The following is an 18070-nucleotide window of genomic DNA, read 5'->3' on the forward strand; positions in this document are numbered from 1 at the left end:
GTGGGCATCCTCGGTCTGTTGCTGGCGTTGGGGGCCGTGGCCGTTGCCCAGTGGTGGCACGGCGGTACCCTGCTGACCCTGCTGGACGGCCCGGCCTTCGTCATAGTGGTGGGCGGCACCTGGGGCGCGGTGATCCTGCAGACGCCCCGCAAATACCTGCTGGCGGCGCTCAGGCAAGCCGGCTGGATGCTGTTCCCCCCGCACTGGGATCTGCGTCAGCAGGCGGAGCGGCTGCAGACCTGGGCCGTCTTCGCTCGCCAGCAAGGCTTGCTGGCGCTGGAAGACCAGGCCGACGCCGAGGCCGATCCCTTCACCCGTCAGGGCCTGACCATGATAGTGGACGGGGTCTCCATCGAAGACATCCGCATGCTGCTGGAGGCGGACATCGACATCGAGCAGGAGCGAAACGAGCACGCCGCCAGGGTGTTCGAGGCCATGGGGGGCTACAGCCCGACCATCGGCATCATAGGCGCCGTGATCGGCCTCATCCAGGCCATGTTTCACCTGGATGATCCGAACACGCTCGGCGCCGGCATCGCCATCGCCTTCGTCGCGACTATCTATGGGGTGGGCTTCGCCAACCTGCTCTATCTGCCGGTGGCCAACCGCCTGCGGGCGTTCCATTACCAGTACGGTCTCTATCAGGAGATGACCCTGGAGGGGCTGCTGGCCATCGCCCATGGCGAGAATGGTCTGCAGGTTGAACGGCGGTTGAAGGCCTATCTGAAAGGGGAATAGCCATGCGCAAGCGTTACCGTTTGCATCTGCAAGGGCGAGAGCATCTCGACCGCTGGCTGGTTTCCTATGCCGATTACATGACGCTCATCTTCGCGCTCTTCGTGGTGCTCTACTCCGTGGCCATCGTCAACAAGGAGAAGTATCGCGCCGTCATCGATGGCATGACCCAGGCGTTCAACCAGCAGGTGGTGCCGCGCAGCGACGGCTTGCTGGACGGGCAGGGCAAGTCCCTGCTGAATCAGCCGGTGTCGGCCGCCCCCTCGCTGCTGGAGAGCACGGCGTCCCCGTCGCCTTCCCTTGCCCCCATCTCCGGCGTGCCCATCCAGCAGGACGGCACGGCCCTCGCCACCATCGATCTGCAACTGCAGCAGTCCATGGGCGCGCTGGTCGAGGCCGGGGTGGTCAAGCTGGCGCAGGATGACAACTGGCTGACGGTGGAGCTGAGCTCTGGGCTGCTGTTCAACAGCGGTAGCGCCTTCCTGGGGGCCAATGCCGCCCCGGTGCTCGATACGCTTTCAGGTATTCTGAAACCGGTCGATAACTACATCAGGGTGCGGGGTTATACGGATAACCAGCAGATAAACAATGAAATTTTTCGCTCCAATTGGGCACTGTCCGCCGCACGGGCCGAGGCCGTGCTCGGCGCCCTGGTCGCCAAGGGGATAGCGCCCCAGCGACTCGCCTACGAGGCCTATGGGGAGTTTTCGCCCTTCGCCGATAACGGCAGTGAACAGGGGCGGTTACAGAATCGCAAGGTCGTGGTCGCCATCTCAAGGTTCGCCTGGGTGTCGCCACCGGCTCCCGTCAGACCCGTGACGGAACCATCTGTCCCGGCCGCGCAACAGGCGGCGGAGGCGGAGGACGTCAGGGTAGTGACGCTACCCGGTGGTGGCATACGAATAACAACAAGACAGGATTGATACATTGATTGTTTGGACGGTTGCCAATCAGAAAGGTGGAGTCGGTAAAACCACCACAGTGGTCTCCCTCGCGGGCATCCTGGCCCAGCGTGGCCAGCGCGTGCTGCTGATCGACACCGACCCTCACGCCTCCCTGACCTCCTATTTCGATTTCGATTCGGACCGGCTGGACGGCACCCTGTACGAGCTGTTCCAGGCGGCCAAGCCGAGCAGCGATCTGGTCAACCGGATGACGCTCAAGACCCGGTTCGAGAATATTCATCTGTTGCCCGCCTCCATCACCCTGGCGACCCTGGATCGGGTGATGGGCAACCGGGAGGGCATGGGGCTGGTGCTCAAGCGTGCCCTGCTGCGGGTGCAGGATCAGTACGACTATGTGTTGATCGATTGCCCGCCGGTGCTGGGGGTGATGATGGTCAACGCCCTGGCGGCCTGCGATCGGATCCTGGTGCCGGTGCAGACCGAGTTTTTGGCCCTCAAGGGGCTGGAGCGGATGATGAAGACCTTCGAGATCATGCAGCGATCCAAGCGGGACAAGTTCCGCTATACCGTCATCCCGACCATGTTTGACAAGCGTACCCGTGCCTCCCTGATGACCCTGCAGTCCATCAAGGAGCAGTATGGCGAGGCGGTCTGGAATGCCGTCATCCCCATCGACACCAAGTTCAGGGATGCCAGCCTGCTGCACGTTCCGCCCTCCATCTACGCGCCGGGCAGCCGTGGCACCTATGCCTACGAGACCCTGCTCAACCATCTCGATGCCCAGGAGCGTCAACGGCGCCAGGAGGTGAAGCCATGAGAGACAGCACCCAGGTTAGGGCCATGGATGATTACTTCCACTCCCTGCTGCTGGACGACGTCCTGCTGCGGGAGAGCCTGGATGAGGAGGCGCCGGCGGCGGACCTACCCCTGCTGCGCCAGGCTCAGCCCATCGTGCAGCCCGAGGCGATCGTGGCGCCCTATCTCGAGGCCGATCCGCGGCTCGAGCAGCTGAGCGAGCTGCTGGCCCAGGTAAGCCAGGTACGGGACGAGATGGATGTCCTCAGCCATGAGGAAGTCCGGGTCGAGCCCCTGCAGATCGAGGTCGAGGCGAGCGAGCCCGAGCTGAACGACTGGGTGGTGCCAGAGATGGTGCCCGAGCCCGCCGAACCGGCGACCCTGCTGCTCACCGAGCCGGCGCTGGCCTTGGCCGTCGAGGCGGAGCCCGAGCCCTCAACTTGGGAGAACCTGGACACCGGCAACGAGTTTCAGGCGCTCTTCTTCGACGTGGCCGGGGTAACCTTCGCGGTGCCCCTGACCGAGCTCGGTGGCATTCACCAGTTGGGGGAGGTCACCTCCCTGTTTGGTCAGCCGGCCTGGTATCGCGGCATCATGACCTCCCGGGAGCAGAAGATGAACGTGGTGGACACGGCGCTCTGGGTGATGCCGGACAAGACGCTGGACGTCACCGATTACAAGTACCTGATCATGCTGGGAGAGTCCCCCTGGGGGCTGGCCTGCCATCAGCTGAAGGGCACCGAGCTGCTGCGCCGGGATCAGGTGAAATGGCGCCATCAGGAGGGCAAGCGCCCCTGGCTGGCGGGCATGGTCAAGGAGAAGATGTGTGCCCTGCTGCACGTCAGGGAGCTGCTGGTGCTGCTGGGGCGTGGCGTGAACATAGAAGGTCGCTGATTACATCGGCACTGCCGTGATTTTATTGCTAATTTTACCCGTTGACGGGTTCATAAAAGGATTAAGAAGATGACAGAAAAGCGCAATATCGCACAGAATCTGGCCGAAGACGAAGTGCTGCAGTGGGTGACCTTCCAGCTGGAAAACGAGACCTATGGCATCAACGTGATGCAGGTGCAGGAGGTGTTGCGCTACACCGAGATAGCCCCGGTCCCGGGCGCGCCCGACTATGTGCTGGGCATCATCAACCTGCGCGGCAACGTGGTCACCGTCATCGACACCCGTTCCCGTTTCGGTCTGCCAGCGGGGGACGTGAGCGAGAATTCACGCATCGTCATCATAGAGGCGGAGAAGCAGGTGATCGGCATCATGGTCGACAGCGTGGCCGAGGTGGTCTATCTGCGCTCCTCCGAGATCGATGCCGCCCCGGCGGTGGGCACCGAAGAGAGTGCCAAGTTCATCCAGGGGGTGAGCAACCGCGACGGCCAGCTGCTGATCCTGGTTGACCTCAACAAGCTGCTCTCGGACGAAGAGTGGGACGACATAGGTTCCCTGTAACGGCGCGTCAAAAAGTGATACAACAGCGGTCCCGGATATGCCCCGCGGCGATATGATGCCGAGCGGGACCCTGTGATGAGGAAGGTGACAGTTTGATGATTGAATTCGCAGCCTTGGGGTTGTCCTTGTTGGCGCTGGTGCTGGCCCTGATCGGGCTGTTGGGCAACCGCCGGAGCCGACGAGAGTCCGAGGCCAGGGTAGAGACGCTGCAGGAGCAGCTCGAGAGTCTGCGCAGGCAGATGATGGAGCTGCACACCGGGGCCATCGGCATGGGCCAGCGCCTGCAGTCGGCGGAAGGGGCCATGCAGCAGATCCACGATCGCCAGCAGGAGCTGACCCTGCAGGATCCGGAGCGCCGCCTCTACAGCCGCGCCGCCAAGATGGTGGAGCTCGGCGCCGGTCTCGACGAGCTCATGAGCGAGTGCGAGTTGCCGCAGGCCGAGGCCGAGCTGCTGATCTCCCTGCGCAAGGGACGCTCCTGACAGCTGGTTCATGACGGAGGGGGAGGCGTCTACTCCCCTGTTTTCCCTGCCATATCTTCCCCCGCCAGGGCGCGATCTTCCCCACAAATCCTGCCGATTATTGGCATCTTTGAAAAGACGGTCCCGGATCCTGTGTTAATATGCAGGCCGCCTCATTCGACTGATTAAATCCTCATGCTGCTTCAAGCCAACAATCTGAGCTGCGTGCGTGAAGATCGCACCCTGTTTGAACACCTCTCCTTCGCGGTGGCGCCTGGCGATCTGGTGCAGATTGAGGGCCCCAACGGGGTCGGCAAGACCAGCCTGTTGCGCCTGCTGACCGGGCTGTCCCAGCCCTTCGCCGGCGAGGTGTGCTGGAACGGGGAAGATATCCGGCGTTGTCGCGATGACTATCATGCCAGGCTGCTCTATCTGGGCCATCAGCCCGGCGTCAAGGCGACCCTGACCCCCCTCGAAAACCTCGACTTCTATCAGAAATTGCACGGTACGGCCGCCGCGGCCGTGGATCTGTGGCAGGTGCTGGCCCAGGTCGGCCTCGCCGGTTTTGAGGACTATCCCGCCGGCCAGCTCTCGGCCGGTCAGCAGCGCCGGGTGGCGCTGGCCCGGCTCTGGCTGTCGGACAGGCCGGCCCTGTGGATCCTGGACGAGCCCTTCACCGCCATCGACAAGCAGGGGGTCAAGGTGCTGGAGCGCCTGTTTCTGGCCCACGCGGATCGGGGTGGCATGGTGATCCTCACCACCCATCAGGACTTGACCCTGATGCAGGGGCGCCTGAAGACGCTCTCCCTCACCCCCTTGCGCCAGGAGTAACCCGATGCCGAGCACCGAATGGCCTCCGATGCCGCGCCCCCTGATCCAGCCGATGGCGGTAGGTGGCTCATGCTGAGCGCCGTGCTGACCCTGATCCAGCGCGAGCTGCTGATGGCGCTGCGCCAGCGTGCCGACATCTTCAACCCGCTCTGGTTCTTCCTCATCGTCATCACCCTGTTCCCGCTTGGGATAGGCCCGGAGCCCCAGCTGTTGGCCCGCATCGCCCCCGGCATCATCTGGGTGGCGGCCCTGCTGGCGGCCATGCTCTCCCTTGAGCGGCTGTTTCGCGATGACTTCAGTGACGGCGCCCTGGAGCAAATGATGCTGATGCCCCATCCGCTCGGGCTGCTGGCGCTGGCGAAAGTGGTCGCTCACTGGCTGCTGACCGGCCTGCCGCTGCTGCTGGTCTCCCCCCTGCTCGCCATCCTGCTGTCGCTGGACCTGAAGACCTATCTGGCGGTGGTGGCCACCCTGGCGCTCGGCACCCCTGTGTTGAGCCTGCTCGGGGCGGTCGGGGTCGCGCTGACGGCGGGCCTGCGCAAGGGGGGGGTGCTGCTCAGCCTGCTGCTGCTGCCGCTCTATATCCCGGTGCTGATCTTCGCCACCTCCGCCATCGAGGCGGCCAGCATGGGGTTGCCCTATGCCGGCCAGCTGGCGATTCTGGGGGCCATGCTGGTGGGGGCGCTGACCCTGACGCCCCTGGCGATCTCGGCGGCACTGCGGGTCAGCGTCAACTGATTAATTATCATAAAAAGCCTCCTTTGAGGCTTTTTATGGAAAATATAATTGAGATAGATCAAGGGGATGGCCGCTTATTGCTTTGGGGGGATATGATGTTTCCCGGCAGTGGGTATGGTAGGCCTCGCCACTATAAAATTAATAACTGAAAGGTCTGTGAGCTATGTGGAAATGGTTGCACCCTTATGCCAAACCCGAGCGCGCCTATCGGCTAGCGGGATCCCTGCTGCCCTGGTTCGCGGTGATCAGCCTGCTCGCCTTCATCATAGGCACCATCTGGGGACTGGCGTTCGCCCCCGCGGATTACCAGCAGGGGGACTCCTTCAGGATCATCTATATCCATGTGCCCGCCGCCATCCTCTCCATGGGGGCCTACTCCACCATGGCGGTCGCGGCCTTCATCGGCCTGGTGTGGCAACTGCGCATGGCCGACATGACGGTGGCCGCCGTCGCCCCTGTGGGCGCCGTGTTCACCTTCATCGCCCTCTTTACCGGTGCCGCCTGGGGCAAGCCCATGTGGGGCACCTGGTGGGTCTGGGATGCCCGTCTCACCTCTGAGCTGATCCTGCTGTTCCTCTACCTCGGCGTCATCGCGCTCTACAACGCCTTCAGCGACAAGGTGGTGGCGGGACGCGCCGCCGGCATACTGGCGCTGGTGGGGGTGATCAACCTGCCCATCATTCACTACTCGGTGGAGTGGTGGAACACCCTGCACCAGGGCGCCTCCATCACCAAGTTTGACAAGCCCTCCATCTCGGCCGAGATGCTGTGGCCGCTGCTCATCATGATACTGGCGTTTGCCACCTTCCTCGGTGCCCTGACCCTGATGCGGTTCCGCAATGAGCTGCTGATGCGGGAGTGGCAGCGCCCCTGGGTCGCCGACATCGCCAGACAGGAGAAGTAAGCATGCACTTTGCCTCATTCAGTGACTTCATGGCGATGGGCGGTTACGCCTTCTATGTCTGGCTCTCCTTCGGTCTGACCGGGTTCTGCCTGGTCGGCATCGTCATTTCCACCCGGTTGAAAACCCGCAGCCTGCTCAACGAGATGCGTAACAAGCAGGTGCGCGAGGCCCGTCGCAAGGCGGCCCAGCAGATGGAGAACACCCTATGACCCCGAGACGCAAGAAACGCCTCACCATCATATTGGCGATAAGCCTCGGCCTCGCCGCCGTGATCGGCCTGGTGCTCTATGCCCTCAGCCAGAACATCGATCTCTTCTACACCCCGAGCGAGCTGGTGGAAGGCAAGGGGCCGGACAAGATCAAGCCGGAAGAGGGCCAGCGGCTGCGCATCGGCGGGCTGGTGGTGCCGGGGTCGGTGCAACGGGATCCCCAGAGCCTCAAGGTGGCCTTCAAGCTGATAGACAACGGTGGCCATCTGGTGACGGTGGAATTCGATGGCATACTGCCGGACCTGTTCCGCGAGGGGCAGGGCATAGTGGCCCAGGGCACCCTCAAGGACGCCACTACCGTGGCCGCGTTTGAGGTGCTGGCCAAGCACGATGAGAACTACATGCCGCCGGAAGTGGCCGACGCCACCAATGGCATGCATTTCAAACCTGAATATACCGAGGCGCAGTTGAAGGGAGCCCAGCAATGATCCCGATAGTGCTCGCACCATCTTCTTCCCCGCAGCCTGCCCTTGCTGGGCCAGCGCCATCGAAAGGAGATCGTTCATGATCCCTGCTGTATTGGCGCAATTTTCACCGTCTCATGCCTGTGCACCGGTTCTGGTCGCGGCGCAATTGAAAGGAAGTCAGCCATGATCCCTGAACTGGGGCAATTCGCACTGATCCTGGCGTTTGCCACCGCCCTGCTGCTGGGGAGCTACCCGCTGCTCGGCGCCAAGCTGGGTCGCCTCGGCATGATGTCGGCGGCCCGCCCGCTGGCCTATACCCAGTTCCTGCTGCTGCTGCTGTCGTTCCTCTGCCTGACCTGGGCCTTCGTCGACAACGACTTCACGGTGCAGTATGTGGCCACCAACTCCAACAGCCTGCTGCCGCTCGCCTATCGCATCTCGGCAGTGTGGGGCGCCCACGAGGGCTCCCTGCTGCTGTGGGTGCTGACCCTGGGAGGCTGGACAGCGGCGGTGGCCCTGTTCAGCCGTAGCCTGCCGCTCGATGCGGTGGCGCGGGTGCTCGGCGTGCTGGGGCTGATCTCGGTCGGCTTCACCGCCTTCGTGCTGTTCACCTCGGATCCCTTCACCCGCACCCTGCCGTACTTCCCGGTGGATGGCCGCGATCTCAACCCGCTGCTGCAGGATCCTGGGCTCATCTTCCATCCCCCCATGCTCTACATGGGCTATGTGGGCTTCTCGGTGGCCTTCGCCTTCGCCATCGCCTCCCTGATGACGGGACGGCTGGACGCCACCTGGGCGCGCTGGTCCCGTCCCTGGACCATGGCGGCCTGGGTCTTCCTGACCTTGGGCATAGTGCTGGGCTCCTGGTGGGCCTATTACGAGCTCGGCTGGGGCGGCTGGTGGTTCTGGGATCCGGTGGAAAACGCCTCCTTCATGCCCTGGCTGGCGGGCACGGCCCTGCTGCACTCGCTGGCGGTGAGCGAGAAGCGCGCCACCTTCAAGGCCTGGACAGTGCTGCTGGCGCTGTCCGCCTTCTCCCTGAGTCTGCTCGGCACCTTCCTGGTGCGCTCCGGCGTGCTGGTGTCGGTGCATGCCTTCGCCTCGGATCCGACCCGCGGCCTGTTCATCCTGGGCTTCCTGCTGGCGGTGATCGGCAGCTCCTTGCTGCTGTTCGCCTTCAAGGGTTCCCAGGTGAAGAGCCATGGCAAGCATGAGCTGTGGAGCCGCGAGACCCTGCTGCTTGGCAACAACATCTTGCTGGTGGCCGGACTGTTGACCGTGCTGCTCGGCACCCTGCTGCCGCTGGTACACAAGGAGCTGGGGCTCGGCAGCATCTCCATCGGCACCCCCTTCTTCAACCACATCTACAGCTGGCTGATCATCCCGTTCGCCCTGCTGCTGGGGGTAGGCCCGCTGTTCCGCTGGCGCCGCCAGGAGCTCGGTGAGCTCAAGGGCAAGGTGGTGCTGGCGCTGGGACTGAGCCTGGTCGCCGCCTTCGGGCTGCCGCAGCTGTTTGCCGGGGAGTTCAAGCCCTGGGCCGCGCTCGGCATAGGTCTTGGCAGCTGGATCATCATCACCAGCGTGCAGGAGACCTGGGTGCGTGCCACCCACAAGCACAGCTTCAGCACCGGGGTACGCCGGCTCGGCAACAGCCACTGGGCCATGATCCTGGGTCACGTGGGGCTGGCGGTCAGCATCATCGGCATCGCCTGCACCCAGAACTACAGCATCGAGAAGGACCTGCGCATGCAGGCCGGTGATCGGGTGCAATTCGCCGATTACGAATTCGTGTTCACCGGGATCAGCGAAAAGAACGGCCCCAACTACGATGGCTTCAAGGGTGTGCTGGAGGTGCACAAGGATGGCAAGCAAGTCGCCCTGCTCAAGCCCGAGAAGCGGATGTACAAGGTGAGCCGCATGCCGATGACGGAAGCGGCCATCGACGCCGGCATTACCCGGGATCTCTATGCGGCGCTCGGCGAGCAGCTCGACAACGGCGCCTGGGCGGTGCGGATCTACTACAAGCCGTTCGTGCGCTGGATCTGGTTCGGCGGCGTCTTCATGGCCATCGGCGGCGTGCTGGCGATGCTGGACAAGCGCTACCGTTTCGGCCGTCGTGAAGAGGAGGCCAAGCCATGAGCAAGAAGACCTGGTTGTTTCTGCTGCCCTTCATCATCTTCCTGCTGGGGGCCGTGTTCCTGTTCAAGGGGCTCTATTCCGACCCCACCAAGCTCGAATCCGTGATGGTGGACAAGGAGGTGCCGGTGTTCACCCTGCAGGATATCTATGACCTCAACAAGCAGCATGACAGGAGCATCCTCAAGGGGCGCCCCATGCTGCTCAACGTCTGGGCCACCTGGTGCCCGACCTGCTATGGCGAGCACACCTACCTCAAGCAGCTGGCGGGGCAGGGCATCTATATCGTTGGCATGAATTACAAGGACGAGCGCGACAAGGCCATCAAGTGGTTGGCGGAGCTCGGCAACCCCTATCAGATCAACCTCTATGATCCCGATGGCATGCTGGGGCTGGATCTGGGGGTCTACGGCGCACCCGAGACCTTCTTCATCGACAGCCAGGGCATCATCCGCTATCGCCATGTGGGGGATATCAACCCCGATGTCTGGGCCTCGACCCTCAAACCCATCTTTGATGCCATGAAGTGAGGGCGCCCCTGATGAAAACGCTTATTGCGTCTCTGTTGCTGCTGGCGGGCCTGTTCGGTGCCGGTCAGGCCCGGGCCGCCATCGACGTCTATAGCTTCGACAGCGATGCGCAGGAGCAGACCTTCCGCGAGCTGACCAAGGAGCTGCGTTGCCCCAAGTGTCAGAACCAGGACATCGCCGACTCCAATGCTGGGCTGGCCAAGGATCTGCGCGACAAGACCTACCAGATGGTGCGCGAGGGCAGGGACAAGCAGGAGGTGGTGGATTACATGGTGGCCCGCTACGGCAACTTCATCCTGTATGACCCGCCCATGATGGCCTCGACCCTGATCCTCTGGCTAGGCCCGCTGCTGGTCATCGTCATCGGCGCCACCACTGTGGTGGTGCGCAGTCGCCGCCGTCCCCTTGCCGCCAAACAGACCGAGGGCGCCCTGAGCGCACAGGAGCAGGCCCGGCTGGCCGCCCTGCTCAAAGAGGAAGAGAAACAATGACCGCATTTTGGATACTTATCGCGGCCCTGCTGGTGCTGGTGAGCCTGGCCCTGATCCTGCCGCTGTGGCGCGGTGAGGGCAGCCAGAGCATCAGCCGCTCGGCGCTCAACAAGCAACTCTATCGCCAGCGCCTGCTGGAGCTCGGTGAGGAGCGTGAGCAGGGCATACTGGCCGAGGAGTCCGAGTCGGTGGTGGAGCTGCAGCGCAGCCTGCTCGACGACATCCCCGACGTGGAGCAGAGCGCCCGTGGTGGCAAGAGTCTGGTCTGGATCCCGGGGGTGCTGGTGCTGGTGGTGGTGAGCCTCGGCCTCTACTACCAGCTCGGCGCCTGGCGAGAGGTGCAGCGCTGGCAGGATGCCAGCAGCCGTCTGGGGGAGCTGAGCAACCGCATCCTGGTGGAGCGCGATGCCGAGGTGACCGAGCAGGATCTGCTGGACTTCACCTTAGGCCTGCGCACCCGCCTCAAGGATGAGCCGGACGACTATCGTGGCTGGCTGCTGCTGGGTCGCCTGACCCTGGATGGCAACGACCCAGAGATGGCGCGCGAGGCGCTGGAGCGGGCCTATGAGCTGGCGCCGCAGAAGGCCATGGTGGCGGTGCCCTATGCCCAGGCACTGATGATGACGGGGGAGGAGGCGCAGGCGGATCAGCTGCTGCAGGCGGCCATCGCCCAGGATCCCGCCAACATAGAGGCGCGCTCCGTCTACGCCTTCATGGCACTGCAGAAAGAGGACTTCCAGACCGCACTGAGCCGCTGGCAGGCGATGTTGCCGCTGCTGGAGCAAGGCTCGACTCGCCGTACCATGGTGGAGCGCTCCATCGAGTATGCCGAGCAGCAGCTGCGTCAGCGTGGCATCGCGGTGATGGCCGCGCCGGCCGCTCAGGGCGAGCAGGGCAATGCTCAGACGCAGGCCCAGGTCCTGGCGGTGAAGGAGGGGGAATTCCCGCTGCACATCACCCTGGCTCCCGGCATTCAGTTGCCGGAGGATGCCCATCTGTTTGTGTTTGCGGTGATCCCCAACGGCCCGCCTATGCCCATCGCGGTCAAGCGTATTCCCGGCCCCGGTTTCCCGCTGACTCTGTCGCTGGGTGACGGCGATGCCATGCTGGAAGGCAGCAAACTGGCCAGCTATCCCGAGCTGCAGTTCAAGGCCCGCCTCTCCCGTGGCGGCAACGTCATGAACAAGGAAGGCGCCTTCGAAGGGGTCTCAGTAACCGTCCCCACCACCTCAATTCCTGCGGCGCCGATTGACATCCGCATCGATCACGCCCTCTAATACTCCCTTGGCCCGCCCCTGGAGGGGCGGGCCGCCTATAATTCAGACTGATTCAAAATAAAAAGCTTAGGACTTTCATATGTATCTGCGTTCAGGAGCATTGGCAGTGGCACTGCTATTGGGGGGCTGTGCGGGTGGCCCTCCCAAGCCGGGCCCAGAGAGCCTGGATCTCGAAGAAACCCCGAACCGTCCCGAGGCGACCAGCACGGCCAGCGATCCTCGCGATCCTTTCCAGGGCGCCAACCGAGCCATGTGGGCGGTCAACTATGACGTGCTGGAGCCCTATGTGGCGCGCCCAGTGGTGCATGGCTATGCCCGCTATGTGCCGCAGGGGATGAAGGATGGCATCGACAACCTGGTGGAGAACTTCGACGAGCCGAGCAGCATGGTCAACCACCTGATCACCGGTGATCTCAAGGGGGCGGGGACCAACCTGGGCCGCTTCACCCTCAACACCACCATAGGTCTGCTCGGGATCTTCGACGTGGCCAAGCACGCCGGCCTCGAGCGCAACATGCTGGAGATGGACACCGTGCTCGGCAAGGCCGACATCGGGGATGGGGCCTACATCATGGTGCCCGTCTACGGCCCGACCACCACCCGGGAGCTGGTGGGTGACACCATCGATACCATCTACTTCCCCTATGCCCTGCTGACCTTCCCGTTGCGGGTGGTGCACTGGGCGCTGGATGGGCTGGGTACCCGTGCCAAGCTGATCGATCAGGAGCGGATCATCGACAACGCGCTCGATCCTTATGCCCTCACCAAGGACTTCTACCTGCAGTACAACGATGGCAAGGTGACGGGTCGCCAGCCTGAGCTGAAGCAGCAGAAGAAGCAGGAAGACGACAGCAATCTGGATGAGTATCTGGACGAGATCGACCAGTAATCACTCGTTGTGAACATAAAAAGGCGCCTGCGGGCGCCTTTTTATGGTGTTCCGGCCATAAAAAACGCCCCGCGATGCGGGGCGTTTTGGCAAGAAGGGGCTGATTAGGCAGCCAGGTTCTTGGCCACGAATTCCCAGTTGACCAGGGTCCAGAAGGTTTCCATGTACTTCGGACGCAGGTTGCGGAAATCGATGTAGTAGGCGTGCTCCCACAGGTCGACGGTCAGCAGCGGGGTGGTCCCGGCTTCGGTCAGCGGGCAGCCGGCGTTGGAGGTGTTGACGATGGCCAGGGAGCCGTCGGCTTTCTTCACCAACCAAGTCCAGCTGGAACCGAAGTTGCCGATGGCAGACTTGGTGAACGCATCCTTGAACTCGGCGAAGGAGCCGAACGCCTTGTTGATGGCATCGGCCAGGGCGCCAGTGGGCTCGCCACCGCCGTTCGGGGAGAGGCTGTGCCAGTAGAAGGTGTGGTTCCAGATCTGGGCGGCGTTATTGAAGATGCCACCAGTGGAGGTCTTGATGATCTCTTCCAGAGACTTGCCTTCAAACTCGGTACCCGGCACCAGGTTGTTCAGGTTGACCACGTAGGTGTTGTGGTGCTTGCCATGGTGGTATTCCAGGGTTTCCTGGGAGATGTGCGGTTCCAGAGCATTGATTGCATAGGGCAGAGCGGGAAGTTCGAATGCCATTTTCTACTCTCCATTGGCTGGACCGTGCGACAGCGACGGTTGCAAGACATTGCGTACTCTTTTCTATTTTGAAAAGAATTGTTCTTGAAATGATAAGGCCTGTGGCCCAAAGCCCGTCGATTGTAGCAGTATCAAAGATGGGCTAACAACTCTTGATTCTCGCCATGACTTGGATCAAGCTGCCGCCTGTTGACCCGCCCTATCTTGCACTTCCCATGGTTTGCCAGTTTGTGGTCTGCCTGGATTGCAGTAGAATGGCCGCCGAAATCGCTCTAGTGAGGCATCTATGGAAACTATTGAAAAGATCAAACAGCAGCTGGCTGACAATCCCATCATCCTTTACATGAAGGGTTCCCCCAAGCTACCCAGCTGCGGTTTCTCTGCCCAGGCTTCCCAGGCCATGATGTCCTGCGGCGAGCCGTTTGCTTACGTCGACATCCTGCAAAACCCGGACATCCGCGCCGAGTTGCCGAAGTTTGCCAACTGGCCCACCTTCCCCCAGCTGTGGGTGGAAGGGGAGCTGGTCGGCGGCTGCGACATCATGATCGAGATGTTCCAGGCCGGCGAGCTGCAGACCCTGATCAAGGAAGTGGCCGCCAAGCACAAGCAGGATGACGCCGTCGCCGAATAAGGTCGCAGCAGCATCATGCAAAAGGGGGAGCCAATGGCTCCCCCTTTTTTATTCAGGCCGATGGATCAGCCGATGCGCTCGATGCGCGCCATGTAGAAGCCGTCGAAGCCGGTCTCGGACGGGCTGACGGTGTGATCGTCACGCAGCCGGTAGTTGTCGTTGGCGGCCAGGAACTTGTCCACCTGCTGGCGGTTCTCCTGGGGCAGGATGGAGCAGGTTGCATAGACCAGCAGACCACCGACCTTCACCATCTGGCTGTAGCGCTGCAGGATCTCCTCTTGCAGGGCGACCAACACCGGCAACCGCTCGGCGGTGTCGCGCCACTTGGCATCCGGATTGCGCTTGAGCACGCCGAGGCCGGAGCAGGGCACGTCCAGCAACACCCGATCGGCGGTGCCTTTCAGGCGCTTGACGGTCTTGCTGCTCTCGATGACACGGGTCTCCACGTTGTGGGCACCGGCACGGCGCGCACGCTGCTTGAGGCTCTCCAGCTTCCACTCTTCTATGTCCATGGCCAGCAGGCGGCCCTTGCCGCTCATCAGGGCGGCGATGTGCAGCGTCTTGCCACCGGCACCGGCGCAGGCATCGATGACGCGCATGCCGGGGCTGACCTCGAGGGCGGCGGCGACCAGCTGGGAGCCCGCATCCTGCTGCTCGAACCAGCCATCGGCAAAGGCCTTGGTGCGGAACAGGGCGGCGTCAGTGGTAACCTGCAACGCGGTGGCGACCCCCTCGACCGGAATGGTGGAGACGTGCTCCTTGGCCAGCACGGCCTGCAACTCTTCCCGGGTGCCCTTGAGGGTGTTGACCCTCAGGTAGCGCTTGGGCATCCAGGCCAGGGCGGCCCGCTCGGCAGGCCAGGCCTCGCCCAGCTGCTCGCTGCCCAGCTGCTCCAGCCAGCTCGGGCAACCATCCATCAGCACCGGATTCTTCTTGGCCTCGGTGAGACGACGGCGGAAGGCCTCTTCATTGAAGCGATCCAGGCTGGGATGGTTAGACTGGGTTATCTTGTGGAAGGCGTGCCAGCTGTGCAGCAGCGGCCAGACGTTCTTGGCGGCCTGACGCACCTGAATGCCGGTGAGGAAGCAGTAGAGGCTGAGGCGGCGCAGCAGATCGCCGGTGACCAGGGCAATCCTTGCCTGTTCTTGCGGTTTGAGTTCGATGCCGGAGAAGTGACGGGCATAGGCTCTGTCCAGGGTGAGACCCTGAGCCAATACATCGTCAACGATGGCAACGACCAGATCCCCGGAACGGGGCAACAGTGGGGACTTGAGCATGAGATTAACCTTGGCCAAATAAAGATGAACCGACGCCGGATCGGCTGGGGTTCTGAAACTGACAAATCCGCGCAATGATAGGGGCTAGACCGAGTTGGCGCAACCGTCCCCATACGGGGAATGTACAGCGGATGGTGCTGGACTTATCGCCACAGCAGGAAAATGATGCCGGGGCAGTTCGGGCGAACGCATTCAAAAAAGGAATTAAAAAAGATGCAGGTGATGAAATTTTCCCCGCTGGCCCTGATGGTGGCCGGTCTGATGGCCTCCGGCGGCCTCGCCGCCAAGGAGTGGGACACCGTGCTGGCCCGCGGTGGTGCGGCGGATGGCTATGAGGTGCGTGCAACCCAATACCGCGTCGCCAGGGTTCCCGCCGACTACTTCGCCGGCCTGCAGGTCGGTGAACGCCGGCTGACTCTGCCCCTGCCGGACGGCGATGAGGTGAGCTTCACCTTGCGCCCTTATGATCTGCTGCCGGCGGACTTGGCCGCCAAGTATCCCGGCATCTTGACCTTCAAGGGCCACAACCTGGCCGCGCCGGCGGAGACGGGGCGCTTCGATCTGGGACCCCAGGGCTTCCACGCCATGTTCAGCCACCAGGGCAAGACGGTGTTCGTCGATCCCCTGCGCAACGGTGAAGGCTACGCCATCTATTACCAGCAGGACGCCCACGGCCGGCTGGATGAGGAGGCGGACAGGGTCATCGGCAGCGAGGCCAGGAAGCTGGCCCGTCAGGTGTTGGTGGCGGGCAACGAGCGCAAGCGCTACGTCATCGCCGTCTCGGCCGCGGGGGAGTACACCCAGTATCACGGTGGCACCGTCGAGGGCGGGCTGGCGGCCATCACCACCCTGCTCAACCGGGTGAACGAGGTGTATCAGCGCGACGTCGCCGCCGAGTTCCAGCTCGCCAGCGGCAACGACACCATCATCTTCACCGATCCCGTCACCGATCCCTTCTTCAATGGTGAGGACCCGTCTGGTTCAGGCCTGACCGATACCGACGTCAACATGAAGGTGCAGGCCGACGCGCTGGCCAAAGGGCTGGGCCCCTTCGATATCGGCCACGTGGTCAACACCGGCGGCGGTGGTCTGGCGGGGTTGGGGGTGCTCTGCACGGCGGAGAAATCGGCCGGCATGACGGGCTCGGCCACGCCGGAGGGGGATGCCTTCTTCATCGACTACGTGGCCCACGAGATCGGCCACCAGTTCGGCGCCGATCACACCTTCAACGGCACCAGCGGCAGCTGCGGCGGCGGCAACCGGGAGGCCAGCCAGGCCTGGGAGCCGGGCAGCGGCAGCTCCATCATGGCCTATGCCGGCATCTGCGGGGAAGAGAACCTGCAGGCCAACAGCCTGCCCTATTTCCACAGCAAGTCCATCGAGCAGATGCGGGCACACATGGGGACAGTGGCCAGCTGCGGCACCCGGCTTAGCCTCACCAACAACGCGCCCCAGGTCGCCGCCGGCGCTGACTACGTCATCCCGGCCAACACCCCCTTCGTGCTCAAGGGGGCCGGGGCCGATCTGGATGGCGATCCCCTGACCTACAACTGGGAGCAGATCGATCTGGGCACCGAGTCCTTCAACGCCGCCAGCATGATAGACGACGGCACCCGCCCGCTGTTCCGCTTCGTGGCACCGACCGCGCTGCCGGAGCGCACCCTGCCAAGCTTTGCCTCCCTGCTGACCAACACCCTGGCGAAGGGGGAAACCTGGCCCGCCACCAACCGGGATCTCAACTTCCGGCTCACGGCGCGGGATGGCAAGGGCGGCGTGACCAGCGACGAGATGAAGGTCCAGGTGATCGATACCGGCAGCGCCTTCCGCCTCACCAGCCCGCTGGTGACCCCGCTGGCGGCCGGCCAGAACCAGACCATCGGCTGGGATGTCGCTGGCACCAGGGAGGCCCCCATCAACTGCAGCCGGGTCGACCTCTCCATGACCCGGGACGAGGGGGTGAACTGGACCCTGCTGGCCAGCGGCCAGCCCAACTCGGGGTCGGCGAACGTGGCCATCCCCGCCGGTGAGGACGGCACCGCCCGCCTGAAGGTCGCCTGCAGTGACAACCTCTTCTTCGCCATCAGCCCGCTCAAGCTGTCGGTGACCCAGCGTGCGGCAGAGGGCGGCGGTGGTGGCGGTGGCTCCCTCGGATTCGGCACCCTGGCATTGGCCCTGCTGGGCTGGGTGCGGAGGCGGGCATGAGGCTCGGTTACGCCCTGTCGCTGATGCTGCTCGCGGGCTGTCAGGCCGATGCCGGCACCCTGGAGCAGGCGCTCGATGACAGCCTCGCCAGGCAGGATTATCGGCTGATCGTGCGGGCGGGGCGCGGCGAGGTGGCCCCCGGCATACAGCAGGAGGCGCAGCTGGAGGCCAAGGCGCGCTGTGGGGTGCGCTACCTCGAGGGGCTGGGGGATGTCATCAAGCCGGACCAGCAAGAGGCGTATGCCAAGCTCAGCGCCTATGCCGCCGAGTACAACCGGCGCATGCTGGCGCACTGCCCGCCGGCCGCGGTGCCCGCGAACTGAGGTGGCAGCCAGCCATGACGCAACCAAGGGAGGCCTAGGCCTCCCTTCGCTTTTTGGGGTTTCCCATTTGCGCGCCGCCGGACTTGTACCCATGGCCCGCTCGTCGCACAATGCCTTCATAGCCGCCT

Annotated in this window: 21 protein-coding genes; 19 read left to right on the plus strand and 2 right to left on the minus strand. The window is 63.4% G+C overall.

Annotated features, from left to right (window positions below):
* The 16 genes from KW821_RS05430 (at position 1) to KW821_RS05505 (ending at position 12820) form a co-directional block, all read left to right on the plus strand.
* On the plus strand, positions 1 to 738 hold the full coding sequence (locus tag KW821_RS05430; RefSeq protein ID WP_218290690.1) for a flagellar motor protein: 738 nt from the start codon (positions 1 to 3) through the stop codon (positions 736 to 738).
* A 2-nt stretch (positions 739 to 740) separates the two neighbouring features.
* Positions 741 to 1658: a flagellar motor protein MotB gene (locus tag KW821_RS05435; protein WP_042652589.1), complete on the plus strand. Its 918-nt coding sequence runs from the start codon at positions 741 to 743 to the stop codon at positions 1656 to 1658.
* A 4-nt stretch (positions 1659 to 1662) separates the two neighbouring features.
* Entirely contained in the window at positions 1663 to 2457 is a 795-nt protein-coding gene (locus KW821_RS05440) for a ParA family protein (RefSeq protein ID WP_042652588.1), read from the plus strand.
* Positions 2454 to 3329, plus strand: a complete 876-nt coding sequence (locus KW821_RS05445) for a chemotaxis protein CheW (RefSeq protein ID WP_218290691.1) — start codon at positions 2454 to 2456, stop codon at positions 3327 to 3329. Before KW821_RS05440 ends, KW821_RS05445 begins: the two co-directional genes overlap by 4 nt.
* 69 nt (positions 3330 to 3398) lie before the next feature.
* Positions 3399 to 3887: a chemotaxis protein CheW gene (locus KW821_RS05450; protein WP_005333026.1), complete on the plus strand. Its 489-nt coding sequence runs from the start codon at positions 3399 to 3401 to the stop codon at positions 3885 to 3887.
* Positions 3888 to 3982: 95 nt separating this feature from the next.
* A complete protein-coding gene (locus tag KW821_RS05455) occupies positions 3983 to 4369 on the plus strand; it encodes a DUF2802 domain-containing protein (protein WP_218290692.1) in 387 nt (128 codons plus the stop codon).
* Between the two features lie 174 nt (positions 4370 to 4543).
* Positions 4544 to 5179, plus strand: a complete 636-nt coding sequence (gene ccmA / locus KW821_RS05460; RefSeq protein WP_218290693.1) for a cytochrome c biogenesis heme-transporting ATPase CcmA — start codon at positions 4544 to 4546, stop codon at positions 5177 to 5179.
* A 69-nt stretch (positions 5180 to 5248) separates the two neighbouring features.
* Positions 5249 to 5917: a heme exporter protein CcmB gene (ccmB, locus tag KW821_RS05465; RefSeq protein ID WP_042652843.1), complete on the plus strand. Its 669-nt coding sequence runs from the start codon at positions 5249 to 5251 to the stop codon at positions 5915 to 5917.
* Positions 5918 to 6080: 163 nt separating this feature from the next.
* Complete coding sequence (locus KW821_RS05470) at positions 6081 to 6821, plus strand: heme ABC transporter permease (RefSeq protein ID WP_218290694.1); 741 nt, start codon at positions 6081 to 6083, stop codon at positions 6819 to 6821.
* Between the two features lie 2 nt (positions 6822 to 6823).
* Positions 6824 to 7030: a heme exporter protein CcmD gene (ccmD, locus tag KW821_RS05475; RefSeq protein WP_218290695.1), complete on the plus strand. Its 207-nt coding sequence runs from the start codon at positions 6824 to 6826 to the stop codon at positions 7028 to 7030.
* Positions 7027 to 7518: a cytochrome c maturation protein CcmE gene (gene ccmE / locus KW821_RS05480; protein ID WP_042652582.1), complete on the plus strand. Its 492-nt coding sequence runs from the start codon at positions 7027 to 7029 to the stop codon at positions 7516 to 7518. Before ccmD ends, ccmE begins: the two co-directional genes overlap by 4 nt.
* A gap of 162 nt (positions 7519 to 7680) precedes the next feature.
* Positions 7681 to 9636 (plus strand): heme lyase CcmF/NrfE family subunit, encoded by a 1956-nt coding sequence (locus KW821_RS05485; protein WP_218290696.1) that lies wholly within the window; start codon positions 7681 to 7683, stop codon positions 9634 to 9636.
* A complete protein-coding gene (locus KW821_RS05490; protein ID WP_218290697.1) occupies positions 9633 to 10163 on the plus strand; it encodes a DsbE family thiol:disulfide interchange protein in 531 nt (176 codons plus the stop codon). Before KW821_RS05485 ends, KW821_RS05490 begins: the two co-directional genes overlap by 4 nt.
* Before the next feature lie 11 nt (positions 10164 to 10174).
* Positions 10175 to 10654 (plus strand): cytochrome c-type biogenesis protein, encoded by a 480-nt coding sequence (locus tag KW821_RS05495; RefSeq protein ID WP_218290698.1) that lies wholly within the window; start codon positions 10175 to 10177, stop codon positions 10652 to 10654.
* Complete coding sequence (gene ccmI, locus KW821_RS05500; RefSeq protein WP_218290699.1) at positions 10651 to 11931, plus strand: c-type cytochrome biogenesis protein CcmI; 1281 nt, start codon at positions 10651 to 10653, stop codon at positions 11929 to 11931. The genes KW821_RS05495 and ccmI overlap by 4 nt, the downstream gene beginning before the upstream one ends.
* A gap of 79 nt (positions 11932 to 12010) precedes the next feature.
* Positions 12011 to 12820 carry a VacJ family lipoprotein gene (locus KW821_RS05505; protein ID WP_218290700.1) on the plus strand — a complete coding sequence of 270 codons (810 nt, stop codon included), beginning with the start codon at positions 12011 to 12013 and terminating at the stop codon, positions 12818 to 12820.
* Positions 12821 to 12924: 104 nt separating this feature from the next.
* On the opposite strand, the gene sodB is transcribed toward KW821_RS05505, so the two are convergent.
* Complete coding sequence (sodB, locus tag KW821_RS05510; protein ID WP_218290701.1) at positions 12925 to 13509, minus strand: superoxide dismutase [Fe]; 585 nt, start codon at positions 13507 to 13509, stop codon at positions 12925 to 12927.
* Positions 13510 to 13795: 286 nt separating this feature from the next.
* Between sodB and KW821_RS05515 the strand changes: the two genes are divergently transcribed.
* Positions 13796 to 14140: a Grx4 family monothiol glutaredoxin gene (locus KW821_RS05515; protein ID WP_042652575.1), complete on the plus strand. Its 345-nt coding sequence runs from the start codon at positions 13796 to 13798 to the stop codon at positions 14138 to 14140.
* A gap of 65 nt (positions 14141 to 14205) precedes the next feature.
* On the opposite strand, the gene KW821_RS05520 is transcribed toward KW821_RS05515, so the two are convergent.
* Positions 14206 to 15417 (minus strand): RsmB/NOP family class I SAM-dependent RNA methyltransferase, encoded by a 1212-nt coding sequence (locus KW821_RS05520; protein ID WP_042652574.1) that lies wholly within the window; start codon positions 15415 to 15417, stop codon positions 14206 to 14208.
* 213 nt (positions 15418 to 15630) lie between these two features.
* Here KW821_RS05520 and KW821_RS05525 point away from each other — a divergent pair, with 213 nt between their 5' ends.
* Together KW821_RS05525 and KW821_RS05530 are read left to right on the plus strand one after the other, a co-directional pair.
* Positions 15631 to 17619: a reprolysin-like metallopeptidase gene (locus tag KW821_RS05525; protein ID WP_042652573.1), complete on the plus strand. Its 1989-nt coding sequence runs from the start codon at positions 15631 to 15633 to the stop codon at positions 17617 to 17619.
* A complete protein-coding gene (locus KW821_RS05530) occupies positions 17616 to 17942 on the plus strand; it encodes a hypothetical protein (RefSeq protein WP_218290702.1) in 327 nt (108 codons plus the stop codon). The genes KW821_RS05525 and KW821_RS05530 overlap by 4 nt, the downstream gene beginning before the upstream one ends.
* The last annotated feature ends 128 nt before the right edge of the window (positions 17943 to 18070 follow it).

Origin of the sequence: Aeromonas sp. sif2416 (assembly GCF_019218665.1) — a bacterium.
Lineage (GTDB): Bacteria > Pseudomonadota > Gammaproteobacteria > Enterobacterales > Aeromonadaceae > Aeromonas > Aeromonas encheleia.